Annotated in this window: 12 protein-coding genes; 5 read left to right on the top strand and 7 right to left on the bottom strand. The window is 69.3% G+C overall.

Annotated elements, in window-relative coordinates:
- Nucleotides 1-81 precede the first annotated feature (81 nt).
- Both ACFC96_RS13945 and ACFC96_RS13940 read left to right on the top strand, forming a co-directional pair.
- A complete protein-coding gene (locus tag ACFC96_RS13945; RefSeq protein ID WP_376612368.1) occupies nucleotides 82-1,776 on the top strand; it encodes a serine/threonine-protein kinase in 1,695 nt (564 codons plus the stop codon).
- Between the two features lie 702 nt (nucleotides 1,777-2,478).
- The gene (locus tag ACFC96_RS13940; RefSeq protein ID WP_376225674.1) at nucleotides 2,479-4,716 is read left to right on the top strand and encodes a SpoIIE family protein phosphatase; all 2,238 of its coding nucleotides are present in this window, start codon (nucleotides 2,479-2,481) and stop codon (nucleotides 4,714-4,716) included.
- Between the two features lie 383 nt (nucleotides 4,717-5,099).
- Here ACFC96_RS13940 and ACFC96_RS13935 read toward each other — a convergent pair whose 3' ends face one another.
- The 4 genes from ACFC96_RS13935 to ACFC96_RS13920 all read right to left on the bottom strand — a co-directional run bounded on the left by ACFC96_RS13935 (nucleotide 5,100) and on the right by ACFC96_RS13920 (nucleotide 11,738).
- Nucleotides 5,100-6,257: an RNA-guided endonuclease InsQ/TnpB family protein gene (locus tag ACFC96_RS13935; protein ID WP_376612366.1), complete on the bottom strand. Its 1,158-nt coding sequence runs from the start codon at nucleotides 6,255-6,257 to the stop codon at nucleotides 5,100-5,102.
- 111 nt (nucleotides 6,258-6,368) lie between these two features.
- A complete protein-coding gene (locus tag ACFC96_RS13930; protein ID WP_376612365.1) occupies nucleotides 6,369-6,587 on the bottom strand; it encodes a hypothetical protein in 219 nt (72 codons plus the stop codon).
- A 121-nt stretch (nucleotides 6,588-6,708) separates the two neighbouring features.
- Nucleotides 6,709-8,943, bottom strand: coding sequence for a right-handed parallel beta-helix repeat-containing protein (locus tag ACFC96_RS13925; protein ID WP_376612363.1), 2,235 nt, complete (start codon nucleotides 8,941-8,943; stop codon nucleotides 6,709-6,711).
- A 44-nt stretch (nucleotides 8,944-8,987) separates the two neighbouring features.
- The gene (locus ACFC96_RS13920; RefSeq protein ID WP_376612688.1) at nucleotides 8,988-11,738 is read right to left on the bottom strand and encodes a family 20 glycosylhydrolase; all 2,751 of its coding nucleotides are present in this window, start codon (nucleotides 11,736-11,738) and stop codon (nucleotides 8,988-8,990) included.
- Between the two features lie 659 nt (nucleotides 11,739-12,397).
- Between ACFC96_RS13920 and ACFC96_RS13915 the strand changes: the two genes are divergently transcribed.
- The gene (locus tag ACFC96_RS13915; RefSeq protein ID WP_340458541.1) at nucleotides 12,398-12,619 is read left to right on the top strand and encodes a hypothetical protein; all 222 of its coding nucleotides are present in this window, start codon (nucleotides 12,398-12,400) and stop codon (nucleotides 12,617-12,619) included.
- Nucleotides 12,620-13,276: 657 nt separating this feature from the next.
- Complete coding sequence (locus ACFC96_RS13910) at nucleotides 13,277-14,119, top strand: SigB/SigF/SigG family RNA polymerase sigma factor (protein WP_376612361.1); 843 nt, start codon at nucleotides 13,277-13,279, stop codon at nucleotides 14,117-14,119.
- A gap of 266 nt (nucleotides 14,120-14,385) precedes the next feature.
- Here ACFC96_RS13910 and ACFC96_RS13905 read toward each other — a convergent pair whose 3' ends face one another.
- Nucleotides 14,386-14,604: an ANTAR domain-containing protein gene (locus ACFC96_RS13905; protein WP_376612359.1), complete on the bottom strand. Its 219-nt coding sequence runs from the start codon at nucleotides 14,602-14,604 to the stop codon at nucleotides 14,386-14,388.
- 527 nt (nucleotides 14,605-15,131) lie between these two features.
- Between ACFC96_RS13905 and ACFC96_RS13900 the strand changes: the two genes are divergently transcribed.
- The gene (locus ACFC96_RS13900) at nucleotides 15,132-15,548 is read left to right on the top strand and encodes an SseB family protein (RefSeq protein WP_376266803.1); all 417 of its coding nucleotides are present in this window, start codon (nucleotides 15,132-15,134) and stop codon (nucleotides 15,546-15,548) included.
- Between the two features lie 159 nt (nucleotides 15,549-15,707).
- Here the strand turns inward: ACFC96_RS13900 and rox are convergent, their stop codons facing one another.
- The gene (gene rox / locus ACFC96_RS13895) at nucleotides 15,708-17,252 is read right to left on the bottom strand and encodes a rifampin monooxygenase (RefSeq protein WP_376227244.1); all 1,545 of its coding nucleotides are present in this window, start codon (nucleotides 17,250-17,252) and stop codon (nucleotides 15,708-15,710) included.
- A gap of 543 nt (nucleotides 17,253-17,795) precedes the next feature.
- Nucleotides 17,796-18,767, bottom strand: coding sequence for a DUF1259 domain-containing protein (locus ACFC96_RS13890; RefSeq protein ID WP_376612357.1), 972 nt, complete (start codon nucleotides 18,765-18,767; stop codon nucleotides 17,796-17,798).
- Nucleotides 18,768-19,281 lie beyond the last annotated feature (514 nt).

Below are 19,281 nucleotides of genomic sequence, written 5' to 3'. Positions count from 1 at the left end.
CGGCAGCAACTCGCTTGCTGACCAGGGGGCAAGGGGATCCGGGGTCTGGTGATCCCGAGGATCAGGGGATGACGAGTGGCGATGTGCGACGCGCATGAGGTGTTCGAGCCGCTGCAGGCGGACGATCCGCCCGTGATGGCCGGTTATCGGCTGGCCGCACGGCTCGGCGCAGGCGGCATGGGACGGGTCTATCTGTCCCACACGCAGGGCGGCCGGCCCGTGGCGATCAAGGTCGTCCGGCCCGAACTGGCCGACGACCCCGCGTTCCGGCGGCGTTTCCGCCGGGAGATGGAGGCCGCCCGGCGGGTCAGGGGCGCGTACACCGCGGAGCTGATCGACGGGGACGCGGACGGTGCGCCGCCCTGGCTGGCCACGCTGTACGTGCCCGGCCCTTCTCTGGCGGATGCTGTCGGCCGGAGCGGGGCGCTGCCGGTGCCCGCGGTGCTGTGGCTGATGGCCGGAGTGGCCGAGGCTCTCCAGGCCATCCACGGCGCGGGGATCGTGCACCGCGACCTGAAGCCGTCGAACGTCCTGCTCGCCTCCGACGGACCGCGCGTGATCGACTTCGGTATCTCGCTGGCCGCGGGCGTCAGTTCGTACACCGCCACGGGGTCCACCATCGGCACACCCCAGTTCATGGCTCCCGAGCAGGCGTCCGGCGGCGAGGTCACCGCGGCGACCGACGTGTTCGCGCTCGGCCAGACCGCGGCGTTCGCGGCGCTCGGTGAGCCGCTGTACGGGGACGGTCCCGCGGTCAGCGTGCTGTACCGGATCGTTCACTCCGAACCCGATCTGTCGCTGCTGCCCGCACGGCTCCGTCCGCTGATCGCCCGCTGCCTGGCCGCCGATCCAGCGGAACGAGCCACCCTCGCGGAGGTCCTGGAGTGGTGTCGGCAGGAACTGGGCGAGGACGCCGACGCGGGCGCGGGGCCGACCGTCTGGCGAGAGATCATGGGGCCGGAGGTGGCGGTGCCGCCGCCTGCGCCCGATCCCACGCCGGCGCGCACGCTCCCGCTGGCCGCCGCGGAGCCATGGCAGGCGCACGACCCGTGGGCGCCGCCGGCCGGCTCGGGGGCGGCGCCGTCGGGAAGACGCGGGCCCAGACTGGCCGTGGGAGTGGGCGTGACGGCGGCCGTTCTGGTCCTCTCCGTTCTGGCGTGGACGGTCATGGACGCGACGGGCGTGTTCCGCGACCGGGGCGACACGGGATCGGATCGTACGGGCACGTCGGCGGGGGCCGATCCGGGGGCCTCGACAGGCGCGACGGCGTCGTCATCGGCCGCACCTCAGGCAGCGGGGAAGACGTCGGGGGCGGACGGCGACGGAGCCGGCGAGCAATCGGCCCGGGCGGGGGGCGCGGCGGGCGACACCCCCACCGCGGCCGGGCCGGTGCGGGGCGAGCCCCACTCCGGGCAGTGGCTGGACGCGAAGAACTCGCTGAGCTTCAAGGCACCCTTCCAGCGCAAGGACCGCAAGGGAGACATCCGTTTCACCTGCGCGAAGGAGGTCAGCTGCACGCTGGAGAGCGACACCAGCGTGTTCACCATGGTCTTCGGTGAACCGGGCGCGGACCTCGACGAGTGCCGCAGCCTCACCAAGGGGCAAACGGCACATCGCCTCCCGCTCGCCGCGGCGGCGTCGGGCACCGAGATCTGTGTCCGGCGCAGCGACGGAGACATCGCGCTGCTCGTGATCCAGACGAAGTCGACCGCGATGCCGGACATCGCTTTCTTGTCCATGGACATGACGGTGTGGCGGCAGGCGGGCCAGGAGTAGTCGAGGCGGTGGCGGTGGGTGCGCTGACCGACCTGTTCGCAGGCCACGGGCCCCGCCATGCTGGCCGCGATGGGCGCTCCCTCCAGCGAGGCGATCCGGGCCACCGGAACACACCGCGGCCTGCTCACTCGGGGTCCGGTGCCTCGTGCGCCCGCCTCCTTGCCGTTCCAGCGGCAGCCCGCCACTCCCCCGGACGGCCCACTCGCCCGGCCCACACGGACCGTCTGTCACCAGGCGCGCTGCTCGATGTGGGCCAAGCATGGGGGGCAAGAGCCTCTGCCAGCCGGCGGTGGGGGTCCAGGGGTAAGAGGTGTGAGCGGTGACTTCGACATCTCGCGGCGTGGCGATTCTCGACGTCGGTGACTCCGTGACGGGCTGGTCGGTCCACGAGCCGTCGCAGGGCCGTGCAGGGGCGCCGAACGTCGGGTCGGAAGTCGTCGGATTCGGCGCGATGAGCGTGTGTGGCGGACCGGCCGAACCGCCGCAGGCGGCCTGCCTCGGCGCGGGCCCTGGGCCTTCACCGGCGGCACGCCGCGCCGTGTGGGGGTCGACGGCAGCGGTGGACCGTACATCGACCCCGAAGCCGAAGCCGATGCCGGCATGCGGGCTGCGGAACCCGAGGCTGGGGTGCGGCACCGCGCCGGCGCCCGGAGGGGACCGACCCGCGGACAGTGCTGCCGACAGGAACAGGTGAGGACGCCGATGCCGGCTCACGATGAGCCTCTCCTCACTGTGGATGCTCACGGCCTGGTCGTGGGGTGGAGCGTCGCGGCGGAGCACCTGTTCGGCCGTACGGCCGCCCACGTCTTGGGCAGCAGTGTGTTCGAGGTCGTCGGCTCCCTTTCCCACGGTCGGGCGTGGCGCATCGTGCCCCTGGTGGAGGAGCCCCAAGCACGGACCTGGGGGGTGTGGCAGGAGAAGGACGAGGGCGGCACAGGAAGCGGGGGCAAGGGAGTGCCGGGTCTGGGTGAGGCGATCCTGGACGCCGTGTTCACCCAGGCAGACGTCGGTCTGCACTTCCTGGACCCGCAGCTGCGGGTCCTGCGGGTCAACCCATCGGCCATCGGCATGCGCGGCGTCCCCTTGGAGACCATCATCGGTCTGCCGGCCACGGAGGCATACGCGTCCGTAGGCCTGCGGATCGACGAAAGCATGCTCCGTGAGGTCCTCGTCTCGGGCCGGCCGGCCCGTGATGTCCTGGTGCGGAGCCGGCCACCCGCCGACCCGGAACGTGAGCACGTCTTCTCCGTCTCGGTCTACCGCGTGCGCAACGGCGCGGGGCGCATCCTCGGACTGGTGGCGACGACGGTGGACGTGAGCGCGCGAGAGCGCGCCCAGGCCCGCCTGCGCCTCTTGCACCGGGCCCGCGAAGTGATCGGGCGCACCCTCGACGTGGAACGCACGGCCGGCGAGTTGGTGGACGTCACCGTGCCGGACTTCGCCGACAGTACCGTGGTGGCGCTCACCGACGCCGTCCTGCGGGGCGAGGCGCCTGAACTCGCCGCTTTCGACGGCGAGATGCTGCTGCGCTGTGCCGCGGCGGGCAGTACCCGCGCCGACGACCCGCCGCCGACGACGGGTTCGACTCTGCTGCCCGCTCTGTTCGGCCCGAAGCTGCCGTCGTCGGTCACCATTCTGCCTGTGGAGGGCGCTCACTCGGGCAGCGCTCCCTACGGGCCGCGGCTCGTGGCACCGCTGTCGGCACGGGGTCAGGTCTTCGGGGCCGTCGCCTTCGAGCGCCGGTTCGGCGGTGATCCGTTCACTGCCGGGGACGTGGACCTGGCGAAAGGGATCACCACGCGCGCCGCCAGCAGTCTGGAGAACGCGCTGCGCTTCACCCGCGAGCACATCGTCATGACCGCGTTGCAGAACTGGCCCATCGGGCAGGAACGGCAGACCCAGCGAGCCGCCGAGATCGCCCAGCGCCATCGGCCGGGCGGCAGCGGTGCGGGATCGTGGTTCGACGCGCTGCCCCTGCCCGGCGCCCGCGTCGCGCTGGTGGTGGGCCAGGTCGACCGTCCGGGCCTGAGCGCGGTCGCCACCATGAGCCGTCTGCGGACCGCGGTCCAGGCCCTGGCCACCCTGGACCTCGACCCGCACGAACTCCTGGCCCGGCTGCATTCCACCGTGCTGCGCCTCGCCCGCGAGCAGAAGAGCCTGCGGGGCAGTATCGACCATCCCACCGCGCACTGCACCATCGCTGTCCACGACCCCGTCAGCGGACGGCTGGACGCCGCACGGGCCGGCCGCTCACTGTTCGCGATCGTCCGTCCGGACGGCACCGTGGACACCGCCCCGCTGCCTGCGGGGCCACTTCTGGGAGGGGACGGTCCTCCGTTCGCCTCCGTCAGTCTCGTCCTGCCTGAGGGAAGCACGGTCTGCCTCGCCTCTCCCGCGGCCACCCGCGAGCAGGGCCCCACGCGCCGCAGCCTGGCCGCTGCCCTCGCGCATCCGGATCACGGACCGCAGGAGATGGCGGACGACGTCCAGCACCTCCTGGCCCTGGACCGTGTGCTGCTCGTCGCACGCACCCGGCACCTGTCTGCGGACGAGGTTGCCCAGTGGGATGTGCCGCCGGAACTCCAGTCGGCCGGACCGGCCCGGGAGCAGACACAGACACGCCTCAGGGAATGGGGCCTCGACATCGATCCGTTCACGGCCGAACTGGTCGTCAGCGAACTGGTCACCAACGCCATCCGCTACGGCGCTCCCCCGATCACCCTCCGTCTGATCAGAGGGGAGACAGCTCTGACGTGCGAAATCGACGACGCCGCACTCGCCGCCCCCCACCCCCGCCACGCCAAGGCGACGGACGAGGGCGGGCGCGGACTGTACATCTGCGCAACACTCGCCGAGAACTGGGGAGTTCGCTACCGCGAGGACGGCAAGACCGTCTGGGCCGAACTCGAGTCGCGAACCACGGGACCGGGCACCGGATGAGCTACGCGCAGCCTGTCAGCACCCGCTCGAGGGGTACGGCAGAGGGCACCGGTCGTCGCACGCCGCCGCGAAGCATCCTCCTTCCTGACCGACTCCTCCTGGGTTCACTCTCGTCGTCCGGGTGACTACTGCCAGACCCGGATGTAGTCCACGTACATGGTGGAGGTGTAGTCCAGGGGCGCGTCGGCAATGTTGCCCTGGGCGTACGGGATGACCTCGTGGGACGCGATGGGAAACTCTCGGACCTGGCTGATCAGATCGGGGGCGGTGATGGGTGCCGTCGTAAGTCAACTTGATCCGGCCCTGAAGGTGCCCTCAAGGACCGGGCTTGGAGGTAGTTCCCAACTGGCTGCTGGGATGGACCCCTCCGTCCAGACACCCCGTTATGGGGTGGCAGGGACGCGTGACTCACGCCCCGCAGTCCACACAGCAACGCCACGTGCGGCGATGTTGTGGGAAGCATTCCGGTCGGCGTGGGCAACGACCCCGCACCCCCGGCAGATGAAAAGCCCCTGGTCCACACGGTTGCGCTTGTCGACGTGCCGGCACTGCGAGCACATCTGCGACGTGTACGCGGGATCAACGAAGACCAGGGGCACACCGGCCCTGCGGGCCTTGTAGACGATGAAGTCTCCGAGCTGGGCGAAGGCCCAGGAGTGGAGTGTGACCCGTTGGGGCTTACGGAGCCGTACCCTCTGCCGGATTCCCTTGAGTTCTTCCAGGGAGATCCCGGCCAAGGTGCGTTCAGCCTCGGTCACGATCGTCTTGGCGATGATGTGGTTGGTGTTCTTGACGTGCCGCTGCTCGCGGCGGGAGCGTTCTTTCAACCGGCGTTTGGCGGACTTGGTGCGCTTCTTCTGCAACTTCCGCCGCAGGGCCAGCTGGCGTTTGCGGTAGCGGCCCAGACCGCGCCCGGCGGCCCGGTAGCCGGTGGACGTGGTAGCGATGTTGACGATGCCGAGGTCCACGCCGATGAAACCGTCCGGCTCGTACGCCTCAGCCTCGGGCACATCACAGGTGGCGATCAGGTAGAACACGCCGTCGCGCTCAATCAGATCGGACTCCCCCTTGCGGTAGTCGCGGAGCGTCTTGAGCGCGTCGGCGGCGCACACGAAGGAGACGTTCTTGATCCGCCCGGCCACCGTCCAGATGGACACCGTCTGCTGGTCGTACTGCCAGCTCAGGCACCGGTCGTCATACGGCTGCGCGGCCTCGGGGCGGAACACGATCGGCTTGGACTCCGCCTTGACCCGACGCCTCGACCTCGGCCTGCCGAGATGTCCGGCGCGCAGGTTGGCGTGCAGCGTGGTGTACGCGTCACGCACCTTCTTGATCACATGCTGCGCGGCCTGCGCCCCCAGCCCTTCGGCCTTGAGATGCGGATACGTGTGCTTACGCAGCTCATACTCACGCGGCACGCCGCGAGCGAACGCCACCTCGGAAACCCAGCACGCCAGATCGTTGACCGTGCGCAGCGTGGAGCGCAGCGCGGCGGCCTGTTCGGCCTCCGGCAACAGCTTCACCTGCACCACGATCTTCATGCCGGAACCCTATGCGGGGGCACTGACAACACAGCAGACCCGCGCGTACGCGCAGGCCACCCCAATTTTGAGAAGTGATTCCTCCCGGGCCCGAAGGCCCGGGGTTCCTCACTAGATCCCGCTGAAGACGAGTGTGGACGCGGCCCGTGCCGCCACGGGCCCCACGTGTGGTTGCGCGTCGAGCGGGGTCGCCGGGTCGACGAGCTCTGGACGGGCGTCTGCGACGGCGGGACCGGCGGCATAGGCAAGGGTCCCCGGCAGGGCGGCGACGACCCCGGCCGCGCCCACGGTACGGATGAGGCCGCGGCGTGACATCCCGTTTTCCTGCACATTGTCCTCCTCTGGGTTTCGGCTCGGGAGCGCCACGAGGCACGGGCGCAGATCCGGCCCGAGCCCCGTGCATGAATGGATCGGCTGGTGCCCTTTCAGGGCACGTCCACGGTGCCGCCGGTCACGACAACGCGGCGGTGGCACTGCCGGCGTGCGTGGTCACCGTCACCCGCACCGGGTCGGTGCCTGACGATGGCTCGGCTTGGAGCACGCCGTTGGACAGGACGGTGATCCGGGCAGCGGGTACACCGTCGAAGTCGACCCGGGTGCCGGGGCCGAAGCCATGGCCGGCCACCAGGACAGCACCGCCGTCCGTCGCCTCGTGGGCGTAGCCGACGCCGGGCGCCGTCGATGTCGTCAGGTGCTGCCATCGACCGGTCAGCCCGGCCTGTGCGACGGTGTCGGCGGGCAGGTCGGAGGCGTCCGGGGTACTGGGAATGGTCCGGTTGCCTTCGATGCGGGTGTCCACCGGTACGGGTGGTGAGCAGTGGAACTCGCCGGTCAGGCCGGACTGGACGTTGGCGACGTAGTCGAGATGGCCGGTGGTCTGGCAGCCGCCCTGCGCCTGTTTGGCGCCCCACTCCAGATTTCCGGTCCAGTTCAGCCACTGGGCGCCGGCGTCGTCGTACCAGGTGAAGTTGACGTTGCCCTGGTCGTAGGCGACGTTGCCCGCCACGGTCAGGCCGTGCGCGATGCTCGCGGCCCGGTCCACCGAACCGTCGGCGGCCTTGACGGTCTGGCCCTGATGCCCCTCGACGTACACCGCGCCACCGTCCTTGAGGACCTGCATGTAGCGGTGGATCAGGTTGTGGCTGATGGTGTTGTCACTGTTGATGTTGGTGGTGTTCTCGGGGTGTGCGGCGTTGTCGACGTGACCCTGGATGACTCCTGCGGAGATGCCGGTGTAGGGCAGGTCGCGCAGTTCGTTGTGGGTGACGAGGGTGTGCCGGGTGAAGAAGAGGGTGATGCCGGCCGCACTGGGGTAGTCGGCGCCGGCGTGGTGGATGAGGTTGTTCGCCAGGGTGTTGCCCGAGTTGATCTCACGGTCGTCGGCGCCGACGTCGGAGGGGTTCGGGTCGGTGGTGCTGCCGAGGATGATGCCGTTCCCGGAGATGTCGGCGAAGGTGTTACCTTCGACCGTGTTGTCGCGGCTGCCGTGTTCGAGGACGAGTCCGGCCGCGCCGAGGTGGGTGAAGGTGTTGCCGCGCAGGACGATGTCGCGCGCGGCGGTGAACTGCACATTTCCGGGCTGCCGGGTGAGCGCGCCGAACGGGCACGTGCCCGGCGGTGTGCCGAAGGTGCAGGTGCCCTGCGGCCGGGCGGGGTCGTCCCCGGTGAGACGCAAGTTGTCCTGCACGTCGGCGAATCCGGCGGGGCTGCTCGGTTCCAGCCAGGTGGCGTACGCGAAGCCGAGGCCGGAGAACGTGACGTTGCGCACCGGCGCGTCGAGCGTGCCGGCGCCCTTCACCAGAGTGCTGAGACGGGGCACTTCCACGTCGAGGGAGTGGATGTCGGCACCGGCGGCGGGGATGTAGTCGAGGACGCCGCGCTCCTGGTCCACGTACCACTGCCCGGGATGCAGGAACGGGTAGGCGTTCTCGATGCGGGTCGGCGCCGTGCCCGCCTTCATGGACGGCAGTGAACCCGACGCCTGGGTGAACGTCGGCCGCTTCGTGACATTGCCCCAGCAGGGCTGCTGCATCAGCAGAGTTGCCCCCTGTGCCGACTCGATGCGGCAGCGCGACTGGGTCCAGGGGCCGTTGCCGCCGGTGTAGACGAACTCGACCCTGCGCAGTGCGTCCGCGCCGACGGCGTCGAGAAGGTTCTGTCCCCAGGTGGCGGGCGAGGTGGTGTAGCCGCCGCTCGCCGCGGCGAAGGACAGATTCAGGTCGGCCGGGGTCACCTGGGAGATGGGCGCACGCTCGCCGTCGACGTACACCTGACGGGTGTCGAGGCCCTTGGGCAGCGGTGCCTCCCAGATGTTCTTGTCCTTGTCGCGCTGAGTCCAGTGGGTGACCTTGAGCGCCCCGCTGAGCACGGGATGCGCGCCGCGCGCCGCCGTCCATGTGACCCGGTGAGCGCCGCGGCCTGAGTCCTCGGGCCCGAATTCCAGGGGTTTGTCGAGGCGGTACGTACCGTCGGCCAGTTCCACCACGATGTCGCGCGCCCGCCCCGACGGAAGCAGATGCCGCACCCGGTCCTTGGCACCCTCCACCGAGCAGGGGCGCCCCGACGAGCACGCGCTGCCGCGGCCGTCGGGGGCCGCGTGCACTACGACGGCCGGCGGTTCGCCGGCTGTGGCGGCGCCCGCGGGAAGCAGGACTCCCGCGAGGACCGTGGCGAAGGCCAGAGGCACAACGGTCTTTGCGCGTCTCAGACTTGGCATGACACGGTGACGCATCAGGAGGTCCCCTGTCGGTCGTCGGTGGCGAGGGCGAACACGTGGATCAGCGGAGCCTTGGCGCCGAGAGGGCCCGACGCGGTGGGCAGTGTGACGAAGACAAGACGCTTGGCGGGGTCGGCGTCGACGGCGACGGCGTACAGCCGCGCCGCACGGCTGGTCTGGGCACGGCCGCTGCCGTTGACCGTTCCCGCGTCGGCGGCGATCACGGCGGCCGAACCCGTCGCGGCACTCCAGTCGGGCACCGTCACCTCGCTGGTGGCGGTGGTGCCGTCGGCGTAGGTGAGCGTGACCTTGCCGGTGATTCCCGCGGAGGTTCCGTACGTTCCGGTGACCAGGAGTCCGACGCGGGCCGCGTGGCCGGTCAGCGGGATGCGCTGGCCGTCGGCCACGGCGTTGTCCCGGTCGGTGGCGGCCTGCGACGGCAGGGCGAAGGCGAATCCGTCGGCCGAGACCGTGCGGCCCCGCTCGACGCCCGCCGCCGCGAGGCCCTCGGCGGACAGGCTCGACTGCGCGCCGTCGATGTCGCCGGGCTGAGGGTTGCCGTCCTGCGTGATGCCGATGTTGTCGTAGGCCTCGGTCAGGCTCCGCAGGGGCAGCGCCGACAGCGCCGAACCGCGCACTCTTCGGCTGCCCTCGCCGGCGGCGAAGTCGGCCGTCGCGGTGAGTCGGTAGAGTCCCGCGTGCGCGGCCGCGTCCGGTGTGACGGTGAATCGCACGGTGCGGCGCTGATGGGGCGGCACGGTGACGTAGTGCGCCGGAATCGCGTGCGCCAAGGCGGTGTTGTCGCGGGTGTGCTGCCCGGTCAGGCGCACCTCGACGCGGGGCAGGGCCCGGCCCGTCGTGTTCGTCACCTCGGCCTCGACCACGCCGCGTTGCCCCTGCGGCAGATCGCGCGGCGCGGTCACCGTGACGTGTACGTCCTGCGGGGCGGCGAGCACCTCCAGTTCGGCCACGACCGGCTTGGCTTTCGCGGCGCCGACGAGCCGCACCCACCGGTAGGCGTGTGAGGTGTCCACGGGCAGCGTCTGCCAGTCACGGGTAGGCGTCCACTCCACGCTCGTCAGCGTCGTGCACCCGCTGTCGGGTCCTGCCGAGCAGCCCTCGATCCTGGCTCCGACCAGCGAGGACAGGTCGGCCGTCGACGTACTGCGGGGCAGCAGCCGCACCGCGGCCGGACGCACCGCGCCGTGCTCGCCGAGATCGAGGCCGACGGCCGCCCCCGCGGTGTCCGCGGCGAACGCGGTCGCCGGGTCGCCGTCGGCGGCGTTCGCCACACCATCTGGGCCGTACGCCGTGGCGCTCACCGGCCGCGCGTCGGGGTCTGCCTGCTCGGCGACACCAGGAGCGGTACCGACGGTGTCCGCCATCGCTTCGTAGTCGAGATAGCTCCCGCTGCGCGGACTGCCCCAGGCGGTGGAGGCGAGGATCTGCAGCGGGCGCCGCAGATAGGACAGGGAGTACGCCTCCGGCGCCGTGAACTGGCGGTCGCCCCACTGCGCCATCTCAAGGCCCTGCACCCGTTGCGAGGTGCTCACGGCGTACGTGCGGTAAAGCGCGTCGTCGTCCGGGATGTACTGACCGTTGGCCGTGCCCGGCATGGCCTTGGGGACGACGTACAGGCGCGAGAACTCGTTGCTCACCACGACGTCGTAGCCCTGGTCGATGAAAGTCTGCTCGTCGCCCAGCCACGCCTGGATACGGATGTCCTTGTCGACGGTGACCGAACCCGCTCCGCCGGCCTGCGGCCACCATCCCCAGATCTGCATCTTCTTGCCGTGCCGGGCGAGCAGCGCGTGCAGGTGGTTCTCGTACGCGAGGAAGACGTCCTGGGTCTTGGCATAGCCCTGCGCCTTCGCGTACGACACGAGCTCGGGGCACTTGTCCTGTGTGGCGGCGCGTGGTGTCTCGTCGCCACCGAGGTGGACGACCGGCGAGTCGAAGAGGCCGACGATCTCCTCGGCGAGTCCGTCGAGCCAGGCCACGTTCTGCGGCTTGGTGATGTCGACGGTGAACCCGGGGTCGACCCGGGCGGTGTCGATGATCGCGTTCATCGAGGCACAGTCCCAGCGCAGGCTCGGCCAGTACTTCGACATCGCGGTGGCATGTCCGGGGATGTCGAACTCCGGGAGCACGGTGACGTGGTAGCGGGCGGCGTAGTCCTGCACGGCGCGGAGATCGGCGGGAGTGTACGACTGCGCTGCCGCCAGCCCTTCGTATCCGGGCAGGTCGAGCCGGAAGAACTCGGAGTCGGTCAGATGCCAGTGCAGGGTGTTGAACTTCGTCCACGCCAGCTGACGGATCGTCTGCTGGATGGACTCCACCGACCAGTACGTGCGAGCGGTGTCGATCATGAGGCCTCGGGTCCGCTGCGCGGGGACATCCCGGGTGGAGCCGACAGGGAGCGAGGCATGGTCATCGGAGGTCTTCAGCATCTGCTCGACCGACTGCTCCGCATAGAAGGCACCGGCCGACCCGTCGCCGGAGAGACGGACCGATTCCCGAGTCACGTCGATTGCGAACCCCTCACCGTCACCGTCCCGCGCGGTGACCTCGACGTCACCGTTGTGCGCCGAGCCGCCGACGACGACCGGCAGCCGCCGGGCGCCCGACGCGGCCAGATCGTCGGCGAACGTACGCGCGTCGGCCACCAGCCGGGAGCCGGGCGCACCGTCAACCACGATCCGGGACCGCTGGGTGAGCGTGAACTGGCCGCTTCCGCCTGACCAGTTCTGCAGAGGCGGAACCACAGCGGGGGCCGCAGCGACCTCCGCAGGAGCCGCCGCGGAGGCACCGTTCGGGGCCGACAACGCCCCGATGACCGCGAGTGCGGCCGCAGCCGCATAGATCAACCGACTTGCCCTGCGCGGCACTTGGCCACCTCCGAGGCTCGTGGTGTAGACCACGTGAACTGGAGGGGAGGTTACTGAGTCAGGGCGGGCAGCGCCAGAGCGGAGACAGAGAAACCTCCTCAAGACCTCCGATCAATCGGACAGACCAGACAGCGACAGGCTGGACCGAGAACCCCCTCGTCGAAAGGAACCCGGCCGACCTTGCAGGGGCAGTCGGACGGACAGGACGCCTCTCCTGCGCTCGCGGCCTCCGCCGCGTCGCCACGAGCCACAAACCATTCCGTCAGAGTGCTGCCGCCGGCTCGGCCATCTCGGCGACGATGCTGTGATCCATCGTGAGGGCCTGGTCCCACGGCACAGGCGACGGACGTCCACCCACCGAACGCGCCACTCCCCCACTCCGTCCCAGGCCGGGCGTACTTGGTTCCCCTCCCGGCTCGGGACATGCACGCATCCGAGCACTCACCAAGAGGCACCCGGGCCGTGCATGACCGCGGACGCCGCGGGTACCCGAGGCCGCAGTGCACCACCACCGTCCGACACAGGAGGCGAATCCCATGGGCTTAGGCGGATGCATTCTGCTCATCGCCGCAGGCGCCATTCTCACGTTCGGCACCGACTGGCAGATGCGGAGCGTCAACCTCGATGTGGTCGGCGTGATCATGATGATCGTCGGCGTCATCGGCGTACTGGCCTTCACCAGCATCGCCAAACGCAGGCGGGTCGTCGTGCCGTCGTCCACGTCGGTCATCGAGGAAGAACGAGATCACCGCCTCTGACGCGAGGCGACCGGAAGCCACCGGTAGGTCACAGGCAGCTCTCCGCACCTCCGGCGCCCAAGGCCCCAATAGGCCTGCTCACACGACAAGTTGAGACACCGGCAGGTAGTACCGAAACCCACGGACCGCAAAACCAGCTGACTGTCCTGGTGCCGGCTCGCACGAACTCCTCACAGCCGTCCTCTACGTGTTCGCCGGGCTCCTCTCCGGCTCGCCCCCACTGCTGTCGGAGCTGCACTCGTTCCGCGGCCGCTGACATGAGCGACGAAAACGCTCATGTCAGCGACGTGCGAGTCGCCCGTTACCACGACCGATGCCGGCGCGAGTGGGGCTCCCACGCCGGCACCGTCGAACTCCCCAGCTGCGGCCGGGCAGTTACTTCCCAGGCCAGCTCCTCAAACGGCGTCGGCGGGCCGAACAGGCTCTCCTCCGCCGTCGATACACCCCTCCAGCGGACGTGACCGTGCCGCACGTGCACGCGGGCCCCGCTCGAGGGGGCGTTTGAGGAGAGAACCACAGGACAGGCGAACAACAACGATGCTTCGGACCCAGAGGCATCCGCCGCGAGCGGCGTACCGCTCCCTGTTCGATGATGGTCGGGTGCGCTTTGTTCGCTTCTCGCGGCGGCCCGCAGCAGACCGTTGAGGAGCGAATTTCATGCTCACCCACAAACGCGTACCACCCTCCCGGCACGCGCGGTCCCGTCGCTTTCACGACGACAGTCCAGACACCACGGCTGCCTTCACCCACCTCGCGGGGCTGAGCGAAGGGCCCGAGCGGGACCTGTTGCGTGAAGAGGTCGTCGAGGCGTGGCTGCCCGTGGCGCACCGTATCGCCGTGCGCTTCCACGGCAAGGGCGAAAGCGTCGAGGACCTCCGGCAGGTCGCGGCCATGGGACTGCTCAAGGCGGTCAACAACTACGACCCGCGACGTGGCCGGTTCGAGCCCTACGCCGTCCCCACCATCAGGGGCGAGCTGCGCCGCCACTTCCGCGACCACATGTGGGACGTCCATGTCCCCCGGCGCGTGCAGGACCTGCGCAACAAGGTCCGCCTCGCCCGCCGCGACCTCGCCCAGCAGCCCGACGGCAGCTCGGAACCCGGCGTGACCGCCATCGCCACCCACACGGGTCTGTCCGACGACGAGGTCCGCGACGGCCTCAAGGCGATCGACGGCTTCAGCGCACTGTCCCTGGACGCGGGACTGCTGTCCTCAGGCGACGACGCTTTCAGCCTCGCGGACGCGCTCGGCGCATCCGACGAGTCCTACGACGTGATCACCGACCGGGAAGCCGCCAAGGCCGGCCTGGAACACCTCCCCGAACGCGAACGCACCATTCTCTACCTGCGATTCTTCGAGGACATGACGCAGAGCCGGATCGCTGAGCACTTCGGGATCTCACAGATGCACGTCTCCCGTCTCATCCAGACCAGCTGCCGGCGCGTACGCGAGGAAGCCACTTGCGACGGAGCGCAGGGCCCGGACGACCCGGCAGCCTGAAACGAAGCGGCCCGGCTTCGGCGTGCGCAGTCGGCGCGGGCCTCAGGTCTTCCCGCCCTGAACACCCGCACCCGCATACGCCCAACCGGATGCTCGCGCGGACGCCGAAGGGCCCGATCGACTCCACCGGCTCGGGAACTCGTGTGCCATGTCGTCCGACAACGGTCACTCACGCGCACCTGCACGCGAAGCCGTTCTTCTCGTGTCGGCGTCGGAGTGCCGAGGGCCTCCGAGTTCCCGATCCGTGGCGCCGGCTCTGCTCTTGGTCAGAGTCCGGGCGCCGGCCGGCGCTGGGCGAGCTGGCGGTCCAGTTCGATGCGGATGTCCGCGCACAAGGCGCCTGTGCGACCCCATTCGACCAGTAGCTCGGCGACGTGGCGGAGCTTGATGTCCGTGCGCATGGACGTCTCCCGCAGGACGTCCCAGGCTTCCGCCGACGACATCCGCCCTACGGCGATGAGCACGCCGGCCGCTTGATCGACCACGGCGTCGAAAGCCCCCGGTTGCGGCCGACCGGCTTCGCCCTCCCGGTCCAGTACGGGTGCCTCAGGGCTTTCGGCCACAAGCTCATCGCTGTGCTGCTCATAGGAGTGGTGCCTCAAAGGTGCCTCCAGGACAATCGGCGACAAATGTAGCCACTACTTTCACCGTCCTCGGGTGACGCGACAACCCGCGGAGAGCCGTTCGCCTTGCGTTGGACATGGCGCAACCACAGTCACCTCACGAGCCGCACGTGTCGTTCTTGCCCCGACGGCCACCCGTGTCGCAGCACCGCCGCAGCGCTTCCCACGGAACAGGTTCCGAGCATCATGGAACCCACGAGAACGAGCAGGCACGCCCGTCTCTGGAGCGCCGGGCTGCCGGAAGGCAGGCGTGACAGCGCGTCCTCCCCGCCCCACGCTGTGATGCCGCATAGTTGGGTCTCCTCTGGGTACCGGACAGCGGAGACGGCAGACCCCCACCCGGCGAACCCCCGTCGGGCGGCCCACTCAGAGCCATGAGGGGACAAACGATGTGTGACAACAACATCCCCGAGGAACTGTTCGCGGCCGCCGCCCAGGACGCCCTACGCGACCTACACCGAGCACCCGACGACCTGGCCGCGCTGGACACACTGGCCGGGTGCGACATTTTCGTGCCTGAACCTACCGAACTCGACACTCACGACCACCAGGAAGACGGCGGACTGACGCTTCCCGTGATCGACGACCCGCCACGCCTGCGTGCCGTCCCCGTCTTCACCTCAGCGGAACGAATGGGCCAGGCACTCCCTGACGTTCTCGCAAGTCACCAGGTACAACTCGGACTGCTGGCGGCCAACTGGCCCACCGACGAAGACCTGGCACTGCTCATCGACCCCGGCCACCACGACGGCGTGATCCTCACCAGCAAGGGCGTACGATCCCTGCTCGCCCCGCCGCGGCCATGAGCGCAGAAAGCTGTTCCGAGTCAGGTGGCTCGCTGATGTGTGTGCTCCCGCGCCCGTGGCGCCGGGGCACCACGGGCGCAGGCGCCTCAAGCCTTCCGACGGTCAGTCGCTACTGACCGTTCGACCCTCCTCACGAGTCGTTTCGGTCCTCGGGCGAGTTCAGTTGGCGGGCTTGCCGAACCAGCGCGAGAGGTGGCCGTCCAGGTCCTGCTGATCGTCGCCGATCCAGGCGACGTGGCCGTCGGGGCGGAGCAGGACGCACGGAACGTCCAGTGCCGCGGCGGGATCCACGAGGAGGTCGACCCGGTCTGACCAGCCGCCGACGGTCAGGCGTTCGGTGCGGTCCAGCAGCAGGCCCCGACCATGATGCAGCAGACCGTAGAGGTTGCCCTGTTTCAGGTCGATGTCACGCAGGCGGCGGCCGAGCAGGTCGGGACCCTCGCCGAAGTCGTAGCGGATGCCGATCGCGGTGATCTTCTCGATCAGATGGCGGTTCACGTCATCGAAATCCATGAGTTCGGTGAGCAGTCTGCGCAGGGCCTGCGGGCCCGGTTCGGTGGAGTGCAGTTCCATCTGGGCGCGGGTGTTGTCCAGCACGTCCTCGGCCACCGGACGACGTTCGGCCTGGTAGGTGTCCAACAGCGTTTCCGGCGCCCAGCCGCGGATGTGTGCGGCCAGTTTCCAGCCGAGGTTGAAGGCGTCCTGAACGCCCAGGTTGAGGCCCTGTCCGCCGGTGGGCGGATGGATGTGTGCCGCATCGCCGGCCAGTAGCACCCGGCCGACCCGATAACGTTCGGCCAGGCGGGTGGCGTCCCCGAAGCGGGACAACCAGCGCGGGGAGTGCACGCCGAAATCGGTTCCGGCGACGGTGCGCAGTTGTTGCTTGAAATCATCGAGGGTGGGCGGTTCCGCGCGATCGCTGACTCCCGCGGCGGGGACTACGACGCTGTAGGCCCCTGGGCCGACGGGCCGGAGCCAGAATCGCTGATGGGTCTCGCGGATTTCGGTCACCTTGGCGGCGATCTCCTCCGGCGGCAGGCCCACCGCCATCTCGCCCATCAGCGTCTCGGTCCGTGAGGGCTCGCCGGGGAAGCCGACGCCGAGCAGTTTGCGCACCGTACTGCGCCCGCCGTCACAGCCGACGAGGTAGCGCGCACGCAGCTGTTCGCCGTCGGCCAGCTCGACGGTCACGCCTTCGTCGTCCTGCTCGAAACCGACCGCCGCGCAACCGCGCCGGACCTGTACACCTCTTTCGATCGCATGTTCTTCGAGCAGGCGAACGAGGACGGGCTGCGGAATGCCCAGCAGATAGTCGTGCGCGGAATCCAGTCCCTCTGGCGCGGGTTTGGGGATGGCGGCGAAGAATCCGCCGGCCGGACGCCGCCTTCCGTGTTCGAGGATGCGATCCAGCAGTCCGCGCATCGCCATCAGCTCGAGACTGCGGATGTGCAGACTGACGATGCGGACGAACGGCGCGGGCTCGGTTTCCTTCTCCAGAACGAGCACCCGCAGATCGTGCAGCCGCAGTTCGGCGGCCAGCATCGCGCCCGTCGGCCCGCACCCGGCAATGATGACGTCGAACATGAGGGGCGCGCGATCGGTGCCGGAGGTCTGCGACTGAAGCCTGGAGACGTCACCCTCGGTGACGTCTCGCTCGACCGTATCCTTCGGCGACGGCTCGGCGGTGAACCGGGGAGAGTTCATAGGTGTTGCCTTTCGGGAGTGCCTTGTTGTCCAGGCGCTCCCGGCGACACCTACGTCAGTCGCCGGCCATGACAGGAAGGGGGAGCACCCACGTCGATACAGCGTTCATGGGTCTCACCTCCTTGGTGGTGTCACGGTCAACTGCAAGCTACAAGCCGGGGCATCACTCCGTCCAATCCTTTCCCAGGCAGGTGATCCGACTCCGAACGGGCTCGGGCGGAGGACGAGGCGAACCGGCCCGCGCACCAGCCGCAACACGGGGGGCCCTCCCGCCCTTCCACCTTCACGATGACGCCGGTGGAGTATCTGGAGCAGCGGGTGGCGCGAGATCCAGCCGCCCGGAGCTCCTGCACCGCACGCGGTCAGGCGCCGCGCGCCGATCGACACGTGAGCCGCACTCCCCTCGCCGCCGTCGACCACATCCTCGACCTTCTCAAGGACCCAAGCCCGAAAACGCCGTGCTCACAAGGTCGTTGACATCGCGCACATGCTGTCGACGAACCCAGTCACAGCAGGTGAGGGGGCAGGCGATCCTGACGAAAACTAGGACGTGGTCGGCACCACGTTGGTGGCATCCACTGCGGGGCGCAGCGCTTTGGCGAGCTCGACGGCGTCGCCCACGGCCCAGAAATGGGTGAAGAACAGGCGGGGGCTCTCCGTCAAGTGGTGGTTGTGCAGCTCGACGAGCTGGATCCGGCCCCGCCGCAATGCTCGCAGTACGTTATGGACCTCCTCGGCGAGCATGACGCAGTCGCCGCTGAGCGCTGCCCTGCCGTGTCCCAGAGGCTGGAAAATGAACGCGCTGGTCGCGCCCAGACCGGCGGGCAGTACCAGATTGCCGTCGCAGATCGTCTCGCGGCGGGCGAAGACCGCCTTGTAGACCACGCCGTCGCTGGAACCCTTGGCGCCCAGCGCGGCATCGATTCCGGCCGTGTTCAGGGCGACGGGGCTCGGCGGGCCGGACGGTGTGGCCGGCGGGATGCCGGTGCGGTCGAATCCCGCGCGCAGGCCGCGCGCCAGGGCCAGTTCGTCGTGGCCGTGTCCGTGGACGTGGACCCACCAGACGTCGGGGCTGTGGGCAGGCAGGTGCTTGTGGAGCGCGGTCACCGCGATCCCATGCGCCTGCCAGGCATCGATCACCCGCTGCAGCTCCTTCTCGGTGACTGCCACATCGCCCATGCACATCCTGCTGCCGTCGGCGTAGCGGACGAAGGCCACGTGCGCACCCAGTGCGAGTTCCGGGGTGATGACGATGTCGCCCTCGACGACGACGCGAAGATCGTCGCGCGGATAGGGGGTGTGGTAAGTCGTCCCTCGCAGCAAGGTGCCCCTGCGGCCCAGCACCTTCGCTACGGCTGCCCAGTCCGACACGGTGGTGGTCAGCGGCTTGACCAACGCCCCGTCGGGCATCGCGCGAGCGCAGGCCGGCCCCGCCCCGATCAGCACCGGCGCCACTGCGGCGGCGGCCAGCACGCGTCGCCTGGACGTGGCCGCCTGTTCGTCTCCAGTCATCATCCGATCTCCTCCATGGCGAGATAAAACCATGGGAAATCTGCATTATTGACAATGACTGCTCGCATATGGGCCAAATGCCCCGCCTCTCCATGACGCATCACCAGGTCGACGACGAGCTTCGCTCATGGGACGGCGAGACTCGCCGCGCGGTACGCCCTCTGACCGTGCGGGTGAAGCGCTTGATGCACCGCCGATCGGCGTGGGAACGACTCTCAAGACCCGCCCGGAATTGCACCGGACAAGCTCGGCACGAACAACCGCGTTTCACACGCCAGCGCACCACGCTCTACTCGAACAACTCCGCCAATTCCACCTCAGGATCACGCTCGTGTGAAACGAAGGCGGTTGCGCGGTGTTTCGGGCATCAGAAGAAGCTGATGATCAGCCATGCCGCCACGCCAAGCACCGCCAGATACCCACCCGGTAGCAGTGGAGTCGTTTCAGCAGCGGGATGCGGGTGTCGGGGTCATGGACGCTCGCGATGGTCGCCAGCGCCAGGCCGGCTCGTCGACTT

The sequence above is a fragment of the Streptomyces sp. NPDC055955 genome, assembly GCF_042270245.1.
In the GTDB taxonomy this organism is placed as follows: domain Bacteria; phylum Actinomycetota; class Actinomycetes; order Streptomycetales; family Streptomycetaceae; genus Streptomyces.
This window is presented reverse-complemented; position numbering and strand designations above follow the sequence as displayed.